The sequence below is a fragment of the Sporolactobacillus pectinivorans genome (genome assembly GCF_002802965.1).
Taxonomy (GTDB): Bacteria; Bacillota; Bacilli; order Bacillales; family Sporolactobacillaceae; genus Sporolactobacillus; species Sporolactobacillus pectinivorans.
Genome location: NZ_NXGA01000001.1, coordinates 772046 through 795835, shown reverse-complemented (window position 1 = coordinate 795835; position 23790 = coordinate 772046). Strand labels below are relative to the sequence as shown.

At 47.3% G+C, this 23790-nt stretch carries 24 protein-coding genes; 1 reads left to right on the top strand and 23 read right to left on the bottom strand.

Translation table 11 applies throughout. The features are described from left to right. Window positions 1-13: 13 nt before the first annotated feature. From atpG to rpoE, 23 genes are all read right to left on the bottom strand, one after another. Window positions 14-883 (bottom strand): ATP synthase F1 subunit gamma, encoded by an 870-nt coding sequence (gene atpG / locus COP04_RS04080; RefSeq protein WP_100486817.1) that lies wholly within the window; start codon window positions 881-883, stop codon window positions 14-16. Between the two features lie 164 nt (window positions 884-1047). Next, window positions 1048-2562: a F0F1 ATP synthase subunit alpha gene (gene atpA / locus COP04_RS04075; protein WP_100486816.1), complete on the bottom strand. Its 1515-nt coding sequence runs from the start codon at window positions 2560-2562 to the stop codon at window positions 1048-1050. A 7-nt stretch (window positions 2563-2569) separates the two neighbouring features. Beyond that, complete coding sequence (locus tag COP04_RS04070; protein WP_100486815.1) at window positions 2570-3115, bottom strand: F0F1 ATP synthase subunit delta; 546 nt, start codon at window positions 3113-3115, stop codon at window positions 2570-2572. Next, complete coding sequence (gene atpF / locus COP04_RS04065) at window positions 3112-3597, bottom strand: F0F1 ATP synthase subunit B (RefSeq protein ID WP_100486814.1); 486 nt, start codon at window positions 3595-3597, stop codon at window positions 3112-3114. The genes COP04_RS04070 and atpF overlap by 4 nt, the downstream gene beginning before the upstream one ends. A gap of 96 nt (window positions 3598-3693) precedes the next feature. Beyond that, window positions 3694-3918 (bottom strand): F0F1 ATP synthase subunit C, encoded by a 225-nt coding sequence (gene atpE / locus COP04_RS04060; RefSeq protein ID WP_100486813.1) that lies wholly within the window; start codon window positions 3916-3918, stop codon window positions 3694-3696. A 74-nt stretch (window positions 3919-3992) separates the two neighbouring features. Further along, the gene (gene atpB, locus COP04_RS04055) at window positions 3993-4745 is read right to left on the bottom strand and encodes a F0F1 ATP synthase subunit A (RefSeq protein WP_239984755.1); all 753 of its coding nucleotides are present in this window, start codon (window positions 4743-4745) and stop codon (window positions 3993-3995) included. Further along, complete coding sequence (locus tag COP04_RS04050; RefSeq protein ID WP_100486811.1) at window positions 4693-5145, bottom strand: ATP synthase subunit I; 453 nt, start codon at window positions 5143-5145, stop codon at window positions 4693-4695. Before COP04_RS04050 ends, atpB begins: the two co-directional genes overlap by 53 nt. Before the next feature lie 6 nt (window positions 5146-5151). Continuing rightward, window positions 5152-5373 carry an AtpZ/AtpI family protein gene (locus COP04_RS04045; RefSeq protein ID WP_100486810.1) on the bottom strand — a complete coding sequence of 74 codons (222 nt, stop codon included), beginning with the start codon at window positions 5371-5373 and terminating at the stop codon, window positions 5152-5154. A 503-nt stretch (window positions 5374-5876) separates the two neighbouring features. Beyond that, entirely contained in the window at window positions 5877-6506 is a 630-nt protein-coding gene (gene upp, locus COP04_RS04040) for a uracil phosphoribosyltransferase (protein WP_100489517.1), read from the bottom strand. Window positions 6507-6612: 106 nt separating this feature from the next. Continuing rightward, window positions 6613-7869, bottom strand: coding sequence for a serine hydroxymethyltransferase (locus tag COP04_RS04035; protein WP_100486809.1), 1257 nt, complete (start codon window positions 7867-7869; stop codon window positions 6613-6615). Window positions 7870-8307: 438 nt separating this feature from the next. Beyond that, window positions 8308-8880 (bottom strand): TIGR01440 family protein, encoded by a 573-nt coding sequence (locus tag COP04_RS04030; RefSeq protein WP_100486808.1) that lies wholly within the window; start codon window positions 8878-8880, stop codon window positions 8308-8310. A gap of 165 nt (window positions 8881-9045) precedes the next feature. Then, a complete protein-coding gene (locus COP04_RS04025; protein ID WP_193437386.1) occupies window positions 9046-9654 on the bottom strand; it encodes a manganese efflux pump MntP in 609 nt (202 codons plus the stop codon). A gap of 382 nt (window positions 9655-10036) precedes the next feature. Further along, window positions 10037-11080: an L-threonylcarbamoyladenylate synthase gene (locus COP04_RS04020; RefSeq protein ID WP_100486806.1), complete on the bottom strand. Its 1044-nt coding sequence runs from the start codon at window positions 11078-11080 to the stop codon at window positions 10037-10039. 223 nt (window positions 11081-11303) lie between these two features. Continuing rightward, window positions 11304-12032 carry a stage II sporulation protein R gene (gene spoIIR, locus COP04_RS04015; protein WP_100486805.1) on the bottom strand — a complete coding sequence of 243 codons (729 nt, stop codon included), beginning with the start codon at window positions 12030-12032 and terminating at the stop codon, window positions 11304-11306. A gap of 56 nt (window positions 12033-12088) precedes the next feature. Further along, window positions 12089-12967 (bottom strand): peptide chain release factor N(5)-glutamine methyltransferase, encoded by an 879-nt coding sequence (gene prmC, locus COP04_RS04010; protein ID WP_100486804.1) that lies wholly within the window; start codon window positions 12965-12967, stop codon window positions 12089-12091. Further along, entirely contained in the window at window positions 12964-14037 is a 1074-nt protein-coding gene (gene prfA, locus COP04_RS04005; protein WP_100486803.1) for a peptide chain release factor 1, read from the bottom strand. The genes prmC and prfA overlap by 4 nt, the downstream gene beginning before the upstream one ends. 116 nt (window positions 14038-14153) lie before the next feature. Then, a complete protein-coding gene (locus tag COP04_RS04000) occupies window positions 14154-14726 on the bottom strand; it encodes a thymidine kinase (RefSeq protein ID WP_100486802.1) in 573 nt (190 codons plus the stop codon). A gap of 390 nt (window positions 14727-15116) precedes the next feature. Then, window positions 15117-15362 carry a type B 50S ribosomal protein L31 gene (locus COP04_RS03995; protein WP_100486801.1) on the bottom strand — a complete coding sequence of 82 codons (246 nt, stop codon included), beginning with the start codon at window positions 15360-15362 and terminating at the stop codon, window positions 15117-15119. A 130-nt stretch (window positions 15363-15492) separates the two neighbouring features. Beyond that, window positions 15493-16767 carry a transcription termination factor Rho gene (rho, locus tag COP04_RS03990; RefSeq protein WP_100486800.1) on the bottom strand — a complete coding sequence of 425 codons (1275 nt, stop codon included), beginning with the start codon at window positions 16765-16767 and terminating at the stop codon, window positions 15493-15495. Window positions 16768-17420: 653 nt separating this feature from the next. After that, a complete protein-coding gene (locus tag COP04_RS03985; protein ID WP_100486799.1) occupies window positions 17421-18716 on the bottom strand; it encodes a UDP-N-acetylglucosamine 1-carboxyvinyltransferase in 1296 nt (431 codons plus the stop codon). A 289-nt stretch (window positions 18717-19005) separates the two neighbouring features. Then, window positions 19006-19386: a response regulator gene (locus COP04_RS03980; RefSeq protein WP_100486798.1), complete on the bottom strand. Its 381-nt coding sequence runs from the start codon at window positions 19384-19386 to the stop codon at window positions 19006-19008. A gap of 242 nt (window positions 19387-19628) precedes the next feature. After that, on the bottom strand, window positions 19629-21227 hold the full coding sequence (locus COP04_RS03975; protein ID WP_100486797.1) for a CTP synthase: 1599 nt from the start codon (window positions 21225-21227) through the stop codon (window positions 19629-19631). 360 nt (window positions 21228-21587) lie between these two features. Beyond that, complete coding sequence (gene rpoE, locus COP04_RS03965; RefSeq protein WP_239984754.1) at window positions 21588-22064, bottom strand: DNA-directed RNA polymerase subunit delta; 477 nt, start codon at window positions 22062-22064, stop codon at window positions 21588-21590. A 430-nt stretch (window positions 22065-22494) separates the two neighbouring features. Here rpoE and COP04_RS03960 point away from each other — a divergent pair, with 430 nt between their 5' ends. Further along, complete coding sequence (locus COP04_RS03960) at window positions 22495-23709, top strand: phospholipase D-like domain-containing protein (RefSeq protein ID WP_100486795.1); 1215 nt, start codon at window positions 22495-22497, stop codon at window positions 23707-23709. Window positions 23710-23790 lie beyond the last annotated feature (81 nt).

The window sequence follows — 23790 nt, the reverse complement described above, 5'->3', positions numbered from 1 at the left end:
TTTCTAAGCACATTTATTCGAGTGCGGCAGCACCGCCGACAATTTCTGTGATTTCCTGAGTGATCGCCGCCTGGCGGGCACGGTTATACGACAGCGACAGGCGATCGATAATATCGCTTGCGTTGTCGGATGCGCTTCTCATAGCGGTCATTCGCGCTGCCTGTTCAGCGGCTTTGGCATCAAGCAGGGCACCATAGATCTGACCTTCCGCATACAGCGGCAGCAGACTCTCCAGCACTTCGTCCTCATCCGGTTCATAAATGTAGTTCGCCTTTTTCGCGGGTTCGTCACTTAGATCCGTGAGGGGAAGAAGCTGCCTGTCAACCACGTTCTGGGAAATAGCATTGACGAAATGATTATAAATCAAATGCAATTCATCGACTTTCTTATCATCAAACAGAGCAATCACCTGTTTGGCAAAGCCGACTGCATCATCAAAAAGAATCTCATCCTGAACATCAGTTTTACTGAATGCAACCGGATAATTCCTCTTTTCAAAAAATGCTAACCCGATTTTTCCCGTGACGATGACGGTGTATTCATCTTTGGATTGATGTTTCTCACGGATCAGGTTCTGAGCGTACTTCAGGACATTGCTGTCATAAGCCCCGGCCAGCCCACGGTTTTCCGTCATGACCAGATAAGCTGTCTTCTTCACCGGGCGGGATGCGAGCATCGGATGCTTGCTGTTGTTACCTTCCGGCAACCCGCTGGCAATGCTCGCTACGACTTCGCGCAGCTTGTCAGCATAGGCTGAATAGTGCTGTGCGCCTTCCTGAGCCCGATTAAGCTTTGCCGCGGCAACCATCTGCATCGCCTTGGTAATCTTGCTCATTTTCTTTGTTGACGCTATTTTTTCCTTTATGTCACGCATTGAAGGCATGTTCGTTCACCACCTTTGAAAGGTCGTTAAAAGAGGCGCCCGAAAAGTCCTTTCAAAAGGTTTTCCTTTTGCTTTCCTTTTCGTGCGGACTCCGTATTTCATCACAATGTGATGAGCAGCGAATCGAATGGCTTAATTCCGCATTTTAACCTGCAAAAGCGTTATTATTCAGCCTTCGACGCAACAAATGTTTTTTTGAATTCAGTAATTGCAGCTGAAAATGCCTTATCATCAGGCAGATTTCCGGATTCCTTGATTTTGTCCAGGATTTCCGAATGATTCTGCCTCAGGTATGCGAGCAGCTCTTTTTCATAACGTTTGACATCAGCCAAGGCCACGTCATCGACATAACCTTTCGTCAGCGCATAGAGTACAGCAACCTGATCTTCAACCGGATATGGTTTGTGCAAGTCCTGTTTCAGAATTTCAACGGTGCGAGCACCACGATCCAGCTTCGCCTTTGTCGACTTATCCAGATCTGAACCAAACTGTGAGAAGGCTTCCAGTTCACGATAAGAAGCCAAATCCAGCTTCAATGTACCGGCAACTTTCTTCATCGCCTTGATCTGTGCGGCACCACCGACACGGGATACGGAAGTCCCGGCATCGACCGCCGGACGAATACCTGAATAGAACAGGTTTGATTCAAGGAAAATCTGGCCGTCTGTAATGGAAATAACGTTTGTTGGAATGTAGGCTGAAATATCCCCGGCCTGCGTTTCAATAATTGGCAGTGCGGTAATTGAACCGCCGCCAAGTTCGTCACTCAGCTTAGCTGCGCGTTCCAGCAGCCTTGAGTGCAGATAGAAAACATCGCCCGGGAATGCTTCACGGCCCGGCGGACGGCGAAGCAGCAAAGAAAGTTCACGGTATGCCGCTGCCTGTTTGGAGAGGTCATCATAAATAATCAGAACGTGTTTGCCGCTGTACATGAATTCCTCACCCATTGTAACGCCGGCATAAGGCGCCAGATAAAGCAGCGGTGCAGGTTCGGAAGCTCCCGCTGAAACAACAATTGTTTTATCCATAACGCCGTATTCTTTAAGTGTGTTCACAACGCCGGCAACGGTCGATTCCTTCTGTCCGATGGCGACATAGATACTAATAACATCCTGGTCTTTCTGATTAATAATTGTGTCAATCGCAATTGCCGTTTTACCGGTCTGACGGTCGCCAATGATCAATTCACGCTGGCCACGGCCGATCGGAATCATCGCGTCGATTGCTTTAATGCCGGTCTGCAGTGGTTCAAATACGGATTTACGCTGCATGACGCCCGGTGCTTTCTTTTCGACAGGACGCGTCTTGTCTGTGACGATCGGACCTTTACCGTCAATCGCCTGACCCAGCGGGTTTACGACGCGGCCGAGCAGAGCCTCGCCAACGGGAACCTGCATGATGCGGCCGGTTCTTTTAACTTCGTCACCTTCGTGGATATCTGTGAATGGGCCAAGAATGACGATACCAACGTTGTCCTCTTCAAGGTTCTGAGCCATACCCATGACACCGTTGGAAAATTCGACAAGCTCGCCCGACATAACACTGTCAAGGCCGTGGACGCGGGCAATCCCGTCGCCGACAGTGATTACAGTGCCGACTTCACTCACTTCAACAGTCGATTGATAATTCTCAATCTGCTGTTTGATCAGTGAGCTGATTTCTTCCGCTTTAATGCTCACGATATTTTCACCCCTGTTTACCTACTTTAATCTCCTGTTTGAAGCCTGCCAGTTTGCCGGCTATCGTACCGTCATAAAGGCGATCGCCGATGCGGAGCAAAATACCGCCGATGATATTTTCCCTGACTTTGGCATGCATGCGCAGCTGCTTGCCAAGAACATTTCCAAGCCTGCCGGCCAGATCTTGTTCTTCCTCTTCATCCAGCGGCACTGCGGTCGTTACTGTTACATCAAGGATGCCTCTTTTGAAATCCGCCATATGAGTATAAGCTTCAAGCACGTCATCGATTATCGATTCGCGTTTACGGTCAATGAGCAGTCTGAGCAGATTCATAACTTCCAGGCTTGCCTCATTTTCGAAAAGTTTGCCAACCAATGCTTTTTTGTTCTCAGCACTAACCTGGGGATGCATCAGCACCCGGCTGATATCCTCGTTGTCATCCAGTGTTTTTGTGATCAAAGACAACTGGTCTTCAATTGAATCAATGGCATTGCGTTCTTCAGCAACTTCAAAAAGCGCCTTCGCATAACGGTTCGCTACAATTTCACTCATCGCTGATTTCCCACCTGTTTCATCAACTGATCAATTTCTTTAGAGTAATCTTTTGCATTGACTTCTTTTTCCAGTACTTTCGATGCAAGCAGTACTGAAAGATCGGCAACCTCGTCACGAATGGAGGCAATAGCTTTTTCTTTCTCCTGGCTGATTTCTTCGTGTGCTTCTTTAATCAGCAGGTCGGAACGATTCTTTGCGGCATCAATAATGCTTTTTGCTTCTGCGGATGCCTGACTTTTCGCTTGTTCAATAATTTCGTGCGATTCTTCGCGTACTTTGTCTACTTCAGCTTTCTGTTTGGCCAGATAGCTTTCAGCATCCGTACGGCTCTTCTCCGCACTGTCGATCTGGTTATTGATATATTTATTACGCTTGTCCATGATCGCCAAAACCGGCTTAACGCCGACCCATGCAACGAAGATCATCAGCAGAAGCATGACGACCAACTGGAAGACAATACTTCCCAGTGAAAAAGACACATCTGCCACTCCTTTCAATCTGAAGATTTACTGGATTCCCTAGTCAATCCATTCGGGAACACAGCGTGTTTCTCCGAATCTCCGCCGGGTTTCCGGTCAGATAAGGCCGAAGAGCACCAAAATACCGAATGCTATCGAAATGACTGGCATAGCTTCAATCAAGCCCAAACTGATCATGGACTGTCCAAAGAGGTTGCCCTGGGCTTCCGGCTGACGGGCAATGCCGTCCAAATAGTGGCTGAACAATAAGCCGTTACCAATACCTGCTCCAAGAGCACCAAATGCGATCATAATACCACCAGCTAGAACTGCGAAACTCATAAAAAGATTCCTCCTAGTATGTCTATATTTTTGTAAACACACGTGAAACTGGGAAACCGATTGTCAGTATCTGATCATTCGGCTGCCACTTTCTGCGAAATATAAACCATTGCCAGTACCGTAAAAATGTAGGCCTGGATGCAGCCGACAAATACCGAAAAGCCCATCCATACGAACAGTGGCACCCCCGTAAAGTAAAATGGTGCCTCACGCAGAATGATAATCAGTACTTCGCCTGCGAAAATGTTGGCCCAGAGCCGGAGAGCATGTGTCGCCGGTTTGGACAGTTCGTCAATCAGGTGAATCGGAAGCATCCACCAATATGGCTTGACGTAATTCTTCAAGTACCCAAGCGGGTTTTTTTTGATGCCAGCGAAATGCGAATAAATGAAAATTGCCCCCGCCATCGCCACAGTGACATTCAAGTCGGAAGTCGGCGATTTGAACCAGCTGACGGAATCCTTGGCCAGCTTCATGTTTTGAGCTGTAATGCCCAGTGCAGGTATCGGGCTGTGGACTATTGCTGTCACCATCACCACAACACCGAGCAGGTTGGCCACAAGAATAAATAAAAATATCGTCAGCGCAAAGCTCAGATATCTCGCGGCCTGCTTCTTCTCAAGCATCGTTCCGGTAATCCCGCTGATGAAGTCGATGATGTATTCCATCAGATTCTGTTTTCCCGACGGCCTCATAGTAAGCTTACGCGTCAGCAGAAACACAATCAGCATCACGATCAGTGCAGTAACTACCGTACCGATCATCATCGTTACATCAAACGTCATTCCGAGAAACTTTACTTTCGGAGTCAGATCCAAGAGTCTCACCCCCTTCATCTGAAGAAATTGTGCTTCTCTTACGTAAATAGTAAAAGCTGATCACCGTCGCAAGCAAAAGGTAACCAAAAAGCAGAGACAGCACAAACGAGTGATAGTCGATACGGGTCGGAAAACGATACACCAGCAGTGCACCGAAAATAACTGTCAGAAAACGGACGGTCATATGTAAACCCGCGGGCTTCCGAGAACCCGAGCGAACGCGAAGCCCGGCTATCCTTAATCGAAATGCCAGATGAAAAATGTTATATAAACTGATTAACCCACCGAGAAGAAAGCCGTTCGCAAGCGCCCTCATCGGTTTGAAAAACCAGATTAACCCGAAAGTCACGAGGTAAACTGCCGAAACGATTAATATCACGCGGGAAGACCATGCGATAAGCTGTTTCATCGCCGATCAATCCTTCATAAAAGATTTGATGGTATAGTAGCAACTGAACAGTCCGAATAAGAAACCGGCAACCGCGCATAACGGCAACCACAGATGTGATGGGGCAAAATGCCCATCCAAATACTTTCCTAACAGTGCGCCGATGATAATAAAAGAAAAAATCTCAAATCCCATCGCACTGACCATGGCTGCCATCTGCAGCGGACTGTTGACTTTTTTCCCGCTCATGCAAGACCCCCCCAGAACCTACTCTGCCTCTTTTGACTGTCCAATGTTTAGAACTGCCCAGTTGCTGGAAAAGTTATGAGAAAGTAAATTCCCCACTGTCGACAATTTTTCGACTCAAAATCTGTAAACTCGGGACACAGGGCAAATTCCATACAAAACCCACCGACATCCCAGCATCATTCCATGCAACTACTGAACAGAAAAGTTCTGAAAAAAGCCTTGTGAACGGATATACCTTTTTATTTTAGCGAAAGCGCTGTCTCGATGTCAACAATTCGTCACAAATTGTGAATTTTGTCACATTGTAATGTGAAGATTTATGCTGAATGATGTCACTTTTTCCGCAAGTTCTTTATAACTAGAATTTTAATCACTTTTCCTGCGCACGTCACCTTTAAAATGTGACAAATCACCAACAATGAAAATAAATCCTTATAAAATAGGTTTTCTAATGAAAATATTTTTCATAAAAGGCCGCTCGTTATCTATATTTTGCTTGTTAATCACTTTGTTCCGAATAGTCTGTCACCGGCATCACCGAGACCAGGAACGATATAACCATTCTCATTCAACTTTTCATCAAGTGCCGCCAGATAGATGTCGACGTCCGGATGTGCCGTCCGGACAGTCTTCACGCCTTCAGGCGCTCCAATCAGACACATCAGCTTGATGTTGGTGGCCCCGTGTTTTTTCAGCAGAGTGATTGTCTCCGAAGCCGTACCGCCAGTCGCCAGCATCGGGTCGACAATGATCAAGTCCCGCTCGGAAATATCCGGCGGCATTTTAAAATAGTATTCGACCGGCTTGAGTGTTTTTGGATCGCGAAAAAGTCCGACATGGCCAACTTTGGCAGCCGGAATCAACTTCAGTATTCCGTCGGCCATACCAAGCCCCGCCCGGAGCACCGGAACAATACCGAGCTTTTTTCCGGCAATGCGATAGGTTTTCGCCTTATCCACGGGCGTCTGTACCTCGACCTCTTCGAGCGGAAGATCGCGCGTGATTTCAAATGCCATCAGCGTAGCAACCTCATCGACAAGTTCGCGGAATGCTTTCGTGCCTGTCCTGTAGTCACGAATCATGGTCAGCTTGTGCTGAATCAAGGGATGATTCAATACGACCAGTTTCCCCATTGTTTCTACCTCCAGTTTTTGAGCATAAATGCTCTGTTTTCCGGAAGTCTTCCAGCCATCCATCGAGCGATGCGGCGGATTTCTTCTATAATAATTGGATTGGCAATCAGGCAAAAACGCCGGTGCCTGATGCATAAAGCGGATATTTCTCTGTCAGCGCATGGACGCGTCCGGCGGCTGTGGACAGCACTGATTCGTCATCAGGATTTTTCAACGCCGCAGCAATGATAGCTGCTACTTCCTTCATGTCGTCTTCCTTAAACCCGCGAGTAGTTACAGCCGGCGTGCCCATGCGGATGCCGCTAGTCACAAACGGTTTTTCCGGATCAAAAGGAATTGCATTCTTGTTTGTTGTGATTCCTATACTGTCAAGAACCGCTTCGGCTTTTTTACCGGTAATGCCCAGATTGCGGACATCGACAAGCAGAAGGTGGTTGTCCGTACCACCGGAGACGAGGTTCAGCCCGTTATCCTCCAGTGCGGTGGCAAATGCTTGGGCATTAGCAATGATCTGTGCGGCATATTTTTTAAAAGAAGGTTGTAGTGCTTCGCCCAGTGCCACAGCTTTTGCCGCAATGATATGCATGAGCGGCCCGCCCTGAATACCGGGGAAAATCGCTTTGTCCAGTTTCTTGGCATATTCTTTTTTGCAGAAAATCATCCCGCCACGCGGTCCCCTGAGTGTTTTGTGGGTTGTCGTCGTCACAAAATCAGCGTATGGAATCGGGTTCGGATGCAATCCTGTTGCAACAAGTCCGGCGATATGCGCCATGTCAACCATCAGCATTGCACCCGCCTCGTCGGCAATTTCACGGAATTTTTTAAAGTCAATAATACGCGGATACGCGCTCGCTCCTGCAACAATCAGCTTCGGCTTATATTTCAGTGCCTGATTTCTTACTTCGTCGTAGTCAATGCGCTGCGTCTCTTTAGTTACCCCGTAATCAACGAAATGATAGAGCTGTCCACTAAAGTTTACGCTGCTGCCGTGCGACAGATGTCCACCGTGTGACAAACGCATGCCAAGCACTGTATCGCCGGGCTCAAGAATGGCATCATAAACAGCCATATTTGCCTGCGCACCTGAATGCGGCTGGACATTCACATGCTCTGCGCCAAATAATTTCAGTGCCCTGTTTCTTGCCAGGTCTTCGACAATGTCGACATATTCGCAGCCGCCATAGTAGCGATGTCCCGGATAACCTTCCGCATATTTATTCGTCAGGACTGACCCCGCTGCCTCCAGCACTGCTTCGCTGACAAAGTTTTCAGAAGCGATCAGTTCAATTTTGTTTCTCTGTCTTCCCAGCTCTTTCTCGATTGCATTGAAAACATCCGGATCCTGTGCTTCAATTCCACTCATGGATTGCGTGCAACTCCTCTCAACATTCGATGTCTGATTATACCGTTAAAAAACGGCATTAGGCCATTCATAGCCGTCAAAACTATGCCGCAAGCTTGCCAATTGGCAACAAGTTTTCTTCAAGTAAAGTTTATCATATTTTATCACTCTGAGCGAGGAGACTTGCTGTTCTTGACACGTTCATTTTTATCCGGGCAGGCACCACCATCCATAAAGAAAAGATCGAGTTGTTTCGCGCGGCTTCTGTTTTTAAACTGATTACTTGAATCAGTCCGCATAGTTTTTGATTCAGAGTCACATCATATTCCTCGTAACATAAGTATCCGCCATGGCAGTCCCGTCACTTGAATACTGGGATATGATTGTTCTCGACTATAAATAAGGAAAAACCCTGTGCTCGCAATTTAAAAGCACGGAATTTTTCCCAGTCGACACTATTTATATTTTACCCGAAGTTTCTATCTCAGGATAGACAGCCCGCTCGCCGCCGATCAGTTTCGGTCGTGTTCTCGCCATTACAAGATTAGCGCTGCCGATTCGTTTGATTTCGCTGCGTACAGGAACTGCCACAGGTTTCAGATGCATACCGATCAGCGTGTCTCCAATATCAATGCCGCCGTCTGCTTTGATGTATTCTACAACAACCGGATCATCCATGTGCTCATATGCATAGGTTGCCATTGATCCTCCGGCATGCTGAACCGGGCGGACAGTGACAGGATCATATCCACGCTGCTCTGCAACTTTTCTGTCAAGGACGAGCGTCCGGTTCAGGTGTTCACAACATTGAAAAGCAAAGTGGACACCTGTCTGAACGTGACTATTTCTCAAAGCCTGATAAATAGACGCAGCAACATCCATTGATCCGGATGTGCCAATCCGGCTGCCGCCGATTTCACTCGTGCTGCATCCAATAACAAGCAAGTGCCGTGAATCAAACGGCATTACTTTTTCCAGATCTGCAAGTGCTCCGCTGACTTCATCAATAATTTGCCGGTTCATTACTGCCATTTTATATGTCCTTTCCTGTTAAGCAATGTTCTTAAAGAATGGTTCTTTTTCATTATAACAGGTTGCCCGAAAGCGGGCATTAATCGACAATTTCCCGGGAAATTTATTGTCGGAAGGAATCACTTTTAAACGATTCGTAACAAAATCCGGCTATTCTGAGCTCCATTACAGCGGGATGTGAAAAATAAGTTTTAAGCCGAAGAAAAGCATAACTAGGCCGCCAAGCACCTCGCCGTAACGGCCAAAATATCGTTTGGTACGCCGGCCAATGAAAAATCCGGCCCAGGCCATCAGCATACTGATCAGACCAAAAAGGGTAATCGCTACCAGAACGCGTGTGCCAAACAGTCCCATACTCAAGCCAACAGAGAAACTGTCAATGCTGACACTGAGCGAAAATAGCACAACGCCGGCATCCGATGTGTAGGCCAGGTCTTTTTTGCCATAATCCTGCCTGGCTAAAGAAAGAATCATCTGGGTTCCGATCAGAACAAGAAGAAGTCCGCCGGCCAATCCCGCAATCTCGCCAAAACGATGTGAGAGCAGATGTCCCAGAACGATGCCTGACAGAGGCATCAGAGCATGAAAAAGGCCGATCCACAGGCCTATTTTTGCCGCCTGGCCTATCCGGAACGCGGTCATGCCCATGCCCATACAAACAGAAAATGCATCCATTCCGAGAGCCAGCGCCATAATGCAGAGTGCAAAACCCTGACTGATCAGATCTGCGGCCAAATCTATTCCCCCCCTTGTCCATAAGAAGAATCTATGCATGTCCAAGAAGCATTAGAAGAAGAAAACTGATCAATTTTAGCGGAGTTGGACGAGTGAATTCAGGTTGATTGAAAAAAATTTAACGGAATGTGGATGAATTTCTATCTCAGTCTGAAATTGGACCAAATTGAAAAAAATTTCTGCCGAACCGGTGAAACATCCTACCGATCCAGAAGTTGCCGTAAATAAGTAAAATTCAGGACAAGTCGGTAAAAAGGGATTCCGTATTCCAGAAGTTCTGCTGAATCTTTTGTTGTTTATGAACAGGTGATAATCGGTATTCCTTTTAGGCACTAATAAAAAGGCACCGTTCCCCGCGATCAGGAGGAAACGATGCCTGCAAAAACAATAAACAAACGTTTAATTAAGCTTTTTGTGCGGTTTATTCGATCACGCGGCCGGCTGCTGCTTTAGAAAGGCGGTTCATGACAGCTTTCCCAATACCGGCTTCCGAAAAAGTTTCACTGTAAATAACATCTACATTTTCAGCATCGAAGGCCCGTAATATAGCAAAAAGGCTGTGGGCCACACTTTCTGGATCGCTGCGCCGGCCACAGGTAAGCACAACATCAGCTTGCGGAAAATCTTTTTGATTTTCTTCAGTCGTCAGGACGCCTACACGGCGATCACTGTTTTTTTCATGTGCCACAAGTTCCTGTATCCGTGATTCGCCTGCCGGAACAAGGTACATTGTTGCTTCAGGTGCGTAATGTTTGTACTTCATGCCTGGCGCTTTCGGTGTCTGATCGGGCCTGGTCAGTCCGGGATCGTCGGCCACAGGTCCGATTACTTCTTCGAGCTGTTCGCGGGAGACACCACCCGGGCGGAGAATGGTCACCGGTGTGGTCGTGCAGTCGACGACTGTCGACTCGACGCCCACGCCAGTTTCACCTCCGTCAACAATTCCGGCGATCTTTCCATATAAGTCGTGCAGGACATGATCTGCTTTTGTCGGGCTCGGGTGCCCTGAACTATTCGCAGACGGCGCTGCGATTGGAAGTCCGGACGCCAGGATCAGTGCACGGGCGACCGGATGGCTCGGCATCCTGACTGCTACGGTCGACAGTCCTGCTGTCACCGCATCAGATACCTCACCCCGCGAGGGCAGGACAAGAGTCAGCGGCCCAGGCCAGAAAGCGTCCATCAATTTTTTTGCGATCGGATTGATTTCCGTGCAGATTTCACGCACTTGTTCCGCGGTCGCTACATGCACAATCAGCGGATTGTCGCTTGGCCTCCCTTTGGCCTCATAAATTTTCTGGACTGAGTCGCGGAATTTCGCATTGCCGCCCAGTCCATAAACCGTCTCAGTCGGAAAAGCAACAATTTTGCCCTGACTGAGACATTTTGCTGCTGCTTTGATCTGCAGATCATTTTCGAGATCGGCGGTTTCAGGATTCACCCGCCACAGCTGAGTCTCTATCATCATCAAATCTCCTTTTTTCCAAAATTACTGTTTCGATTGATTCATAAATTCAGGCCGTGAGCAAGCAGGCCAAAAATGCCGGATTCTCACTCCAAAGAAACAGAACACGCTTAAATAAGACCGGCTCTCCGCCGGTCTTCACAACAGTATCAGTATACACCTTTTCCCTGTTTCAGGCTCACCGGCCAGGAGTAGAGATCGTTCCACTTTTATTTGCTGTCCATCATTTTGTCACAGAGTGCCAGATTTTCGAAAAAAAGTCGACAATGAAGAAATGAACCTCAACCTGGTCCTGCGTGTTTTTTGGTTGGCCCGCCGATCCGCTTGAACCGGGATCAGGCTGGCTCACCGGTTGCTGCACATTGCCCGGTGAACTTGCCTGTGTGTCATCGGGATTCGCAGACTGAACAGTGGATTGTGTGCTTGTTGACGGGTCGGCAGTGGTATTGTTGCGTACCGCTTCGCTGTTTGAAAAATCAAGGAAACACAGAGGCGGAAACAGGACGCACCACCAGTTTGCACCCTTCCCATCGCCTAACGAAATGACAAGAGCCTGATAATTGCCGGCGGGATAAACGTAACTGCCATACATTTTGGTCGGAAAATCCGCCTTCCCGAGTTTTATTTTAAAGGCACTGTTCGCGTGAAGCTGCTTCAGTGTCCGCTCCACTGTTTGCCGCAGCTGAGGCATATGCGCGCGGATTACTTTTTCAGCCTGGCCGGAAGATTTGAGATCCTGAACCCATCCGGTGATCTCTCCGTTGACCGCATCGCGCACCTGACGCTTCACGGTCTGGTCGGCCGGAGAGTCACTGTTTGCGAGGATACGCAGCCGGATGGCGTTTTCCGGGATTGGTCCACTCGCGTCAGCCTTTGTTGCACTGCTCTGCCAGAAAACGAAAACTACTAGATTAATAGATAATATAATTATAAGTGCTAAAACTTTTTTCATTTTGCCCGCCTCCTTACCAGACATTGTGGTCAGGAAACGAGAAAACTAAACGTCGATCAAAAATTATTTCTGCGAAGAACAGCCATCACATCACGGTCAAGTCCCGCCAGATCCTGCTCAACCGCTAATGCTTCAATTTGGTCGGAAAATTCTTTACGGATCAGATTGCTGACGGTTTTCCCTTGGGATGCACCAATTTCGAAAGCAAGCAGGAGACGGTCTGCTTTGAAGATGGAAGGCAGGCTACGAAGGATGCAGCGATATAAATCCAGCCCGTCTCTACCTCCTAACAGAGCCAGATGCGGTTCATAATTTTTGACTGTATCGTTGAGTTCATTCATTTCCTGCTGTGAGATATAAGGAGGATTAGAAACCAGCAGGTCAAATGGTTGATTTTTTACAGGATCAAGCAGATTGCCCTGCTTAAATCTGACCTTCGCGCCCAGAGCCACTGCATTTTCTTTGGCAACCGCCAGCGCCTGGGGTGAAATATCAACAGCGGTAACGTCCCAGTCCGGATGTTCCAGCGCCAGTGTAATCGCAATCACCCCGCTGCCGGTTCCGATGTCGCAGACCGACATGTTTTTCCGATCAGGAAAAAAACGTGCCGTCCATGCACCGCACCGGTAGACAAGTTCTTCTGTCTCCTGGCGCGGGATGAGCACATCAGGTGTGACTTTAAAATTTCTTCCATAAAAAGGTGCCTGACCGATCATATACTGAACCGGAATGCCTTTTATCGCATGTTCACTCACGCGTTTCTTCAGCCACTCCTCATCCTGCGGAAAGAGCGGTTCCTTAAGATCGGCTAACAAATCCGTTCGGGAAAGATGAAGCCTGCTCTCAAGCAAAATCTCCCCTATATTTTCGTCACGATGATGTTCTTTCAAAAAAGAAGACGCCCATCTGAGTGCTTCGAATCTTTTAAGTGTCACCGGGCATCCGCCTGTTCTATTTTTTTCGCCTGATCATTTAAAATCAGTGCGTCAATGATATCGTCAAGTTTGCCGCCCAGAACCTGATCGAGCTGATGAATGGTCAACCCGATCCGATGATCAGTCACCCGATTCTGCGGAAAATTGTAGGTGCGAATCCGCTCCGACCGATCGCCCGTCCCGACCGCTGATTTTCGGGTTGAATCATATTTTTCCTGAGCTTCCTTCTGATATTTATCATAGACACGGGCACGCAAGACTTTCATCGCTTTTTCTTTATTTTTGATCTGTGAACGTTCTTCCTGACAGGAAACCACAATTCCGGTTGGAATATGGGTCAGCCGGATCGCCGACATCGTTGTGTTAACACTCTGCCCACCGGGACCGCTTGAGGCGAACCGGTCGACGCGGATATCCTTATCATTCAGCTCAACTTCAACATCTTTCGCTTCCGGCAATACGGCTACCGTCGCGGTGGATGAATGTATCCGCCCACCGTTTTCAGTCTCCGGCACACGCTGCACACGGTAGGCTCCGCTTTCGTACTTCAGCCTGGAGTACGCGCCTTTCCCGGTAATCATGAAGACAATTTCCTTATACCCGCCGATTTCATTCGGGCTTTCATCGATAATCTCCGTTTTCCATCCGTGCTGTTCAGCATAACGGGAGTACATCCGAAAGAGATCACCGGCAAACAGTGCCGCCTCGTCCCCGCCGGCCGCACCGCGGATTTCAACAATAACATTCCGGTCATCATTCGGATCTTTAGGAATAAGCAGCTGCTTGAGCTGATTTTCCAGGCTCTTCTTCTGCACCTCAAGACGGTCCATTTCATCCTGAACCATCTGTTTCATTCCATCATCCAGCCGATCGTCAAGCATCGTTTTCGCGTCAGTAAGTTCATGTTCGGTTTTTGTGTATTTTCGATAAACAGTAACAGTCTCCTCAAGATCAGACTGTTCTTTTGAGTAATCGCGCAGTTTTGACGGATCATTAATCACGTTAGGATCAGCCAGAAGCTGATTCAGCTTTTCATACCGTTCCTCCATCGACTGCAGACGTTCAAACATAATTTCCACCTCATCCATTTAGGGGAAGCGTTTTAACCGATATCTTCCATTATATATTAATTATATTATCGCAGGTTTTGGGCGTCAAAAAAAGGCAGTGTATCCGCCAAAACGAATCAGATCGGCGGATGCATATAGCAGCGTCTGCACACTGGATAATAACTTTCGTTGCCACCGATCTGAATCTGTTCTCCCGAGTAGACCGGTTTACCATTACCGTCAATGCGCAGGTTCATTGTCGCTTTTTTTTCGCAGAACCAGCAGATCGTTTTCATTTCCTCAATCTTATCCGCATAAAGCAGCAAATACTTGCTGCCTTCGAACAGTTCATTTCGAAAATCATTCTTCAAACCAAACCCCATTACCGGTATATCGCATTCATCGACAATTTTGGTCAGTTGAAGCACATGTTCCTTACTGAGGAACTGTGCCTCGTCAACCAGAACGCAATGTGGCCTCGGCTGATAATCGACAACAATGTTGAAAATATCTGTTTCTTTAAAAATCGGAATGGCAGAGCGCTTGAATCCAATCCGACTGGAAATCGAGCCGACCTCATCCCGGTCATCAATGCCGGAAGTAAAGAGCAGCACCGGCTTCCCTTGTTCTTCATAGTTGTGTGCTACCTTGATGATTTCAATAGATTTACCGCTGTTCATCGCGCCGTACTTGAAAAAAAGCTGTGCCACAGGATAGTCTTCCTTTCTCAATATATGTAAAAATTGCTCATTCGATTGTTTCGCGATTTCGGTGCGCATTCGCCTGATTCGGCGCGAGCCTTGAGTAGCCTAAGACACCGCAACAAGTTAGTTGAATTTTTCTCAACCCGCTTAGGTTTTAAAAATCCGACTTGACTCAGCTTTATTTTTTACCGGACGTTTCTCATATATGAGCATTTCAGCAGATATTTATATACAAAAAACAGGCAGGAGATCCTGCCTGTCGCTTCTCCACGGTGCAGGTGGAAAAACGTGCAAAATTAAAACGGCCGTTTCCAAAATGGCACTTGCAGCAGCAAAATTCCGCTGTTGCCGTGGCCAGAAAGTGCCGTTTCTTTTTTAAGCATCTGAATACAATCCTTACTTGAGATTATATTTCTGTTTGAACCGGTCAACACGTCCGCCTTTGTCCGCGAATTTCTGACGGCCTGTGTAGAATGGATGTGAGTCGGAACTTACTTCGACAGAAATTAACGGGTATTCGTTACCGTCTTCCCATTTAACTGTCTGATTCGAAGTCTTCGTTGAACCGCTCAAAAACTTAAAACCGGTACTTGCGTCCGCAAATACTACTTTGTGATAGTCAGGATGGATACCTGTTTTCATTTCATTCATCTCCTTTGCGCCCTGATTATTCTCTCAAACCAGAGTCTGATAACATAACGCACAGCGACCATTATATCAAACCAAAAAACAATTTGCAAGCGCATTGCTACACGGCCAAGGATCGGATCTTTTAATTTTGTGCATGAAGCAGACCGTTTTTCTCTTTGTCAAACAGGTCAAAAAACTCCTCATTGGATTTGGTTTCCCTGATCCGTTTATAAAAAGATTCCACAAATTCTGCAGATTCATCCATTGTTTTACGCATGGTCCATAATTTGTCAAGGTGATCGGCATTGACGAGCAACTCTTCTTTGCGTGTTCCGGAACGGCGGATGTCGATCGCCGGGAAGATGCGCCGTTCGGCCAGTCGGCGGTCAAGATGCAGCTCCATATTGCCAGTTCCTTTGAACTCTTCATAAATAACATCATCCATGCGCGAACCAGTGTCGATCAGTGCAGTTGCCAAAATGGTCAGACTGCCACCTTCCTCGATATTGCGCGCCGCTCCGAAAAACTTCTTCGGTTTGTGAAAAGCCGCCGGATCGATACCGCCTGACAATGTACGCCCGCTTGGCGGAATGACCAGATTATAGGCGCGGGCCAGTCGGGTAATGCTGTCCATCAGAATAATCACGTCGCGTTTCTGTTCTACCAAACGCATTGCCCGTTCGAGCACCAGTTCCGAAACCTTCACATGATTCTCAGGTACCTCGTCAAAAGTCGAACTGACGACATCTCCTTTTACTGAGCGTTCAATATCCGTCACTTCTTCGGGCCGCTCATCGACAAGCAGAACGATTAAATCGGCTTCCGGATAGTTGATGCTGATGCTATTCGCAATTTCCTTCAACAGCGTGGTTTTTCCGGCTTTCGGTGGTGCGACAATCAGCCCGCGCTGTCCGAAACCGACCGGTGAAATCAAATCGATAATACGAGTTGAGAGACTTTCTTTTTCTGTTTCAAGAACCATATGGCGATCCGGGTAAAGCGGTGTCAGCGCCGGGAAATGCACACGCTCTTTTGCTGTATCCGGGTTCTCGCCATTCACTGCCTCAACACGAAGCAGCCCGAAATAACGTTCATTTTCTTTTGGCGGCCGCACTTTCCCCGTAACTTTATCGCCGTTGCGCAGATCAAAGCGTCGAATCTGCGATGCGGAAATATAGATGTCTTCGGAACTTGGCGAGTAGTTGATCGGGCGCAGAAATCCGAAACCTTCAGTAGGAATGATTTCAAGAACACCTTCCATCAGGGAAAGTCCATCCTGCTCCGCCTGCTTCTTCAGGATTGAAAAAATAAGCTCACGCTTTGTCAGCTTACTGTAATAAGAAACCTTGTATTCCTTAGCATGCTCATAGAGATCTTTGAGTTTCATATTCTCTAATTCTGCTAATGTTATTGGCATTGCCACACCACATTTCTTTAAATTGTCTTTATCTGATCCAATGGATTGGTTTAGTGAACGAAAAAAGATAGGAAGTTCTCATTACAGCATCCAATGCATGAATGGGGGCATTTTACATCTTGTTGTGCATTCACTTTCGGTTGCTGTAATTTAGCACTGATACGTGCCTGAAGAGGAAAAAGAAAAGTTTCCACCAGGGTTCATATCCCGCTGCCATTCATAGGGGTATCCGGCCGGAATTAATCCTGCCAAACGTCAGAAGCGGGATAATTTTTCCAAGAGCCCAAACGTTCATATCATTTAATCTATTTCCTTTTTAGCATATTATGCCCATTTTATCAACTATTATTCCCACTCATGAGCTCTTTTCAAGAAACCTGACCGCACCATCTCTTCTATCGGCATCGCTTCCCGAACCCTTCCCCAGCGTAAAAGCAGAAAAATGATCCTCATTTCCAAAATCACTTTCTGTAAACAAATAGATTCTGAAAAACTCAATCGCCGCGTGATCACCCTATTCTATATTAATAACCGCCAAATAAAATGTACCATTCATTAACTATTATCCCGTATTCCCGCTTGAATCAGAAATACCTCCAATAAAAAAAGAACCGTTTTCAGGCCCTATTTTTAAAGCACGATCTATCTGTAAATCATTCCTGTTCTCTTAAATTCTCACGGATTTCGGCGTCTTCCACCTGCTCGCGCCAGACATGCGCACCGATGCCGCCCAGTTTCTCCATCAGATGATCATAGCCGCGGTCGATGTGTTCAACACCGGTGATTTCTGTAATGCCGCTTGCAATCAATCCGGCGATAACCAGTGAAGCCCCGGCGCGTAGATCCGTCGCACGGACTTTTGCTCCTTCCAGATGCGATGACCCGCTCAAAATTGCTGAACGTCCTTCAACTTTGACATCGGCACCCATCCGCCGCAATTCATCAATGTGCTTGAATCGTGCATCATAAATAGTGTCAGTAATAATGCTAGTGCCCTGTGCCTGAGTCAGCAGACTGGTCAGCGGCTGCTGAAGATCAGTCGGAAATCCAGGATAAACCAGTGTCTTGACATCAGCACTTTTCAGCACACCTGTGCAGCGGGAGACGAGCATTTGATCTTCGCCTTCCTGAACGTCGGCGCCCATTTCACGAAGTTTCGCTGTCAGGGATTCCACATGCTGCGGGATAACATTGTCTATCAGCAGTTCGCGGCCTTGAGCGGCACCGATGATCATAAACGTGCCCGCCTCAATCCGGTCAGGAATAATCATATGGCGGCAGCCGTGCAGCTCACGGACACCTTCAATCCGTATCACGTCGGTACCGGCACCCTTGATCTTCGCACCCATACTCGTCAGCAAAGTGACCACATCAATGATCTCCGGCTCTTTGGCGGCATTTTCGATGACTGTCTGGCCCTCGGCCCTGACTGCAGCGAGCAGAATGTTAATCGTTGCGCCTACACTGACAACATCCAGATAAATACGGGCGCCGTGAAGCCGATCCGCACGTAAGTAAATTGCGCCGCGTTCGTTAGTAACCTTAGCACCCAACGCTTCAAAACCCTTAATATGCTGATCGATCGGACGCGGGCCAAGATTGCATCCGCCCGGCAGGCCAATCACCGCCTTATGAAAGCGACCAAGCATCGCACCCATCATATAATAAGATGCGCGCAATTTTTTGACCGATCCGTTTGGAAGCGGCATGTCCACCATTTCCCTCGGGTCAATCACAATAGTATTGTCACGAAAAATAATTTTTCCGCCAATTTCCTGCAACAGCTTGCAAAGCGTACGGACATCAGAGATATCGGGAAGCTGATCAATTGTAACCGGCGAATCAGCAAGGATCGTTGCCGGAATGAGCGCTACCGCACTGTTCTTCGCTCCGCTTATCTGGACAGCGCCGTCCAAGCGGTGACCACCCTCAATAAGTAATTTTTCCATGTTCATAAAACTTCCTTTTCAGTCACTTAAATGAGCATGCGCCAGCCTGGCTGTGGCACTGCTGGAACCGGACTTCACAGCTAAATATGTATGAACAAAGAAGTCCGCCTATGTCCTGCAAAAAATTTTCTGCAAATTATTTCAGATTCAGTGGAAAGGCATCAGTCATATTACATCCGAAAAAGTTACGTATCACTATACTGCTTGTCTTTAATTATTATACCATAAAAAAAACATTCGGTATCCTTATAGCGCTCGAACAGATCTCTGTTCCGCTAGATTGGCGCTGCTATTCTACTGCCCGTTTTATCGCCGCCACCAGTTCGCTGATATCAAACGGTTTGGAAAAGCAGGCGATCGCTCCACTTTTCATTGCGTCCTGCACGATCTGTTCATTGCTGTACGCCGTCATGATCATAACTTTGATTCCAGCCTTAAGTTCCTTCATCTTTTTCAAAATCTCCGTTCCCTTCATTCCAGGGATTTTCATATCAAGCAAGACAAGTGCCACGTCCTGGTCTTGTATCATTTTCAATGCCTGACTGCCATTTGCCGCCAGCAGCGCGGTGTAGCCTTCGCCTTTCAGTATCTCATGAAGCAGCAGCCGAATACCGGCTTGATCATCCACAACCATTACTTTAACAGAGTCTTTCCCCTCACTGCCAACCATCATGGTTCCCCTCTTTCAACTGATATGCTGTGGCAGCCGTTTTTCAGATTTCCACAACCAACCCGCACTTCATAAATTTCGACATATTGGAATGCCTTTCCTTCATTTTCAATTCGAATCTATGAAACACATTGAACATTTAAAGAGCTGTCAAATCGGTGATCATAAAATTGTGGTGCAAAAAAGACCGTCTCCTCAGCCTGTTGTCCAGGTTTGAAAGACAGTCCTCTTATTGGACTTAATTATTCAGTTTCCAGTGAGGCATGAATAAAATCGCGGAATAATGGTTCTGGCCGTGTTGGGCGTGATTTGAATTCCGGATGGAACTGGCAGGCAACGAACCATGGATGGCCTTCCAATTCAATCATCTCGACCAGCCTGTTGTCCGGGCTCAGCCCCGAGAAAGTCATGCCGCTTTCCGACATAGCTTTGCGGTACTGATTATTGAATTCATAGCGGTGTCTGTGCCTCTGGTAAATAATCTCCTTGCCATAGGCTTCAAAAGCCTTCGTATCCTTGAGAATTTTGCATGGATAGAGGCCGAGACGCTGTGTACCGCCCAAATCTTCAACATCCTGCTGCTCAGGTAGCAGATCGATAATCGGATCGTCTGCTTCTTTGTTGAATTCAGTAGAATCCGCACCCGACATGCCAAGCACGTTACGGGCAAATTCAACTGAAGCCAGCTGCATGCCGAGGCAGATACCGAAGAACGGCAATTTATGTTCCCGTGCATATTGGATTGCCAGAATCTTGCCTTCAATCCCGCGATCGCCAAAACCGCCGGGAACGATGACACCCTGGACACCTTTCAGATAACCCTCCACATTGTCCGGCAGCAAATCTTCGGAGTTAATATACTGAACATGGACTTCCGCGCCAAAATTGTAGCCGCCGTGCTTGAGAGCTTCGACAACTGAGATATAGGCATCTTTCAGTTCCACATATTTGCCGACCAGACCGATTTTCACCTGGCGTTTCGGGTGCAGGACCTTGTCCACCAAATCATGCCACTGGCTCATGTCCGCTTCCCCGGCCGGGAGATCAAGCTTCTCACAGACAATATCGTCCAGATGCTGGGCCTGCAGCTGCAGCGGCACCTGATAGAGGGTTTCCGCATCGCGTGCTTCAATCACCGCATTTTTGTCGATATCGCAGAACAGAGCAATCTTATCCTTCATTTCCTGCGTAATCGGGTGTTCTGTGCGTACAACGATCACATTCGGCTGGATGCCCAGACTGCGCAGTTCCTTGACACTGTGCTGTGTTGGTTTCGTCTTCATTTCCCCGGCAGCCTTGATGTACGGGATCAGTGTACAATGGATATAGAGCACGTTATCCAAGCCGACGGCGCTCTTGATTTGACGAATTGCCTCAAGAAACGGCAGGCTTTCAATATCTCCGACCGTTCCGCCAATCTCCGTAATCACAACATCGGCACCCGTCGTTTTTCCCGCCCGGAACACACGATCCTTGATCTCATTGGTAATATGGGGGATAACCTGCACCGTTCTGCCCAGATAGTCGCCGCGACGCTCTTTTTTCAGTACGGATGAATAGATTTTTCCTGTTGTTACATTGCTGTTCTTGTTCAGGTTAATATCAATAAACCGCTCATAGTGGCCGAGATCGAGATCGGTTTCCGCCCCATCATCAGTCACGAAAACTTCTCCGTGCTGATAAGGACTCATCGTCCCCGGATCCACGTTGATGTATGGATCAAACTTCTGGATCGTTACCCTAAGTCCTCTGTTTTTCAGCAGCCGTCCGAGGGAAGCTGCAGTAATTCCCTTCCCGAGTGACGATACCACACCGCCTGTTACAAAGATATACTTCGTCATTCTTCACGTTTCCCCCTTATCGCGAAAATACAAATAAGCCATGCAAAGCCCTTCACCAGATACTTTTTTGATCGCTCCACACGATTTCTGTAAAGAAAACTTGGCAAAGCCAAGCCTCTAGTGCAGGCTGAGCCTTAGTTGCGCTTATACTATAATCCGCTAAAATTTTATACTTTTTTTTATAGCATAAAAAAATAAAAGCGAAACCGCTCCTTTACCGGAGGGCTCGCTTTTGGTTCTTAATAACGATTCTATTGTGCCCTTTGCAATTCTAACAGACTTAATGATTCGAATCAAGGAAACTTTTTTCACCCTGATGGCAGACATTGAAAAGAGTCTGGCTATGCCGCCTGCCATTTTTTATTCCTCGTCGTCATCCATCCCGGCGCTTCTTCTGATCCGCTGTACATCGTCATCGTCTTCATCATCATAGTCGTCTTCATCAGAGCCGTCAGTGATATTATCGTCGTTTTCAGTTTCGTCGTCATCAATGTCTTCGTCCGAATCATCATAATCATCAAAGCCATCTTCAGCAATCTTGTTCTTGTCATGCTGGGCATCGCCAAGCGTTTTGGCAATGTCATCCTCGCGCTGATCCAGCGGGTACCAATTACGCAGTGCCCAGAGGTTATGCCCGACATTCAGAAAGCGGCCGTCAAGAGACAGTGTCGTGTACAGGCGTGCAAGGGTTTCCCCATTATCAGCTTCGATTTCTCCTTCCTTAAAGACCTGATCTGCCAGCGCGTAAAAATCTGTCTGTTCTTTGCTGTTCAGCAATATATCATACAATTGATTCACTTTCGACTTTTCCATTACGTGTTCTGTCAATGGTAACACCCTTTCCTTTCATCAGTGACCCTTTTAATGAGCAAGCCCGTTCACCTTGTGTCCAGAGAACACGCCGGCAGCTTCTAACCGGCCTTCAACAGGTATCACCCGCACAAAGCGTTAAAAAGGAGACACATCCCGACTCATTATAGGTTATACAATGAATACAATAATCGGTTCTCATACCAAAATCAAGTCTCCCGGCAAAAAAATCAGAGCGATTTTCTCTCGTGCGGAAAAACGTTCACTCCGGTACTGCTGTGCTGGTAAGAGATTTGGAATTCGAACAACCGCACACGTTTGGTCGATACATCCGCAAAATTAGGATATATTAAAGGAAGTATCCGAAAAAAAGATGGTATGAACTTCTTCTTCTTTTTTAAAAGGATGAATTAATGAACGTAGTTAAATATCACGAGACAGAAGGGGCTTTGTTTTCATGCAGCTGCTGCTTACCATTATTCTCATCTCTGTATTTGTTGCCGTTCTGCTGATCGCCAGTGTCCTGCTCGACATTTTCACCGGCATCAAAATGAAACACCCCGGGCTCCCCGAATACAAGCCAGCAGACGGGCTGAACCGGCTCCGCTATTTTACTGACGGACGTGAGCTTTTCAACGATATGAGTAAGACAATCAAGGACGCAAAAAGCCACGTCCATCTGTCTTTTTTTATTTTCGAAGCCGATCAGGTTGGCAATAAATGGCTTGAATTGCTGAAAAAAAAAGCTGCTGAAGGTGTCGACGTGCGTCTGCTGCTTGATTCATTGGGTGCAGGCAATATGAGGAAGAAGCGAGCAGAGCTTTTGCAGGCAGGTGTGCAGGTTGCTTTTTCGGGCAAGGTGGGCTTCCCTTTCACTTTTTATTATATGAACCGGCGCAATCACCGAAAAATCGCCGTCATCGACGGAAAAACCGGCTATTTCGGTGGTTTCAACGTCAGCCGCGACTATATCGGCAATAAACCTGAAATAGGACCGTGGCATGATAACCATCTCAAAGTTGAGGGGGAAAGCGTTGCCGAACTGCAGTATCTTTTTTTGAAAGACTGGAAGCTGGCCACCGGGGAGGAAATTCTGAACCGCCCGGAATTTTTCCCTCCTCTTGAAAAAGGGGCCTCCCGCCTGACTTTGATCGGATCCAGTGGCAAACAAATTGAAGCTCTCTTTGCCGAAAAACTTCAAGCCGCGCAATCATCCATCGTCATCGGATCGCCCTATTTCATCCCAAGCCGGAAGCTGATGAATGTCCTGCTCGACAGGCTTGAGAATGGCGTCCAGCTGACAATCCTGCTACCTATGAAAAAAGACCATCCCCTGGTCAAACCGGCTTCCTTCATTTATCTCCAGCCGCTTGTAGAAAAAGGGGCACGGCTGTTTCATTTTTACCAGGGCTTCTACCATTCCAAAGTTTTTGTTGTCGATCGGATTCTCTGCTACCTTGGCACCGCTAATTTTGATCGGCGCAGCTTTTTCTGGAATGATGAACTGTGCAGTTTTTTCGTCGACAAAGATTTGATCCGCCAAGTGCTCGAACAGTTGAATAAAGAAATTCGGGAAGACTCAGTACTCGTGGATGAGAAAAAAATTGCCGGACGCTCTCCCCTTGAAAAACTGAAAACTTTTTGTTCCGGCTGGTTCAGTCCTTTTTTGTAATAAAAAGCAGCCCCGTACTGGAGCTGCTATAATCCTATTCTTTATTAAGAGGGCATTCGAAAAGTCCGAAAAAAGCAAGAA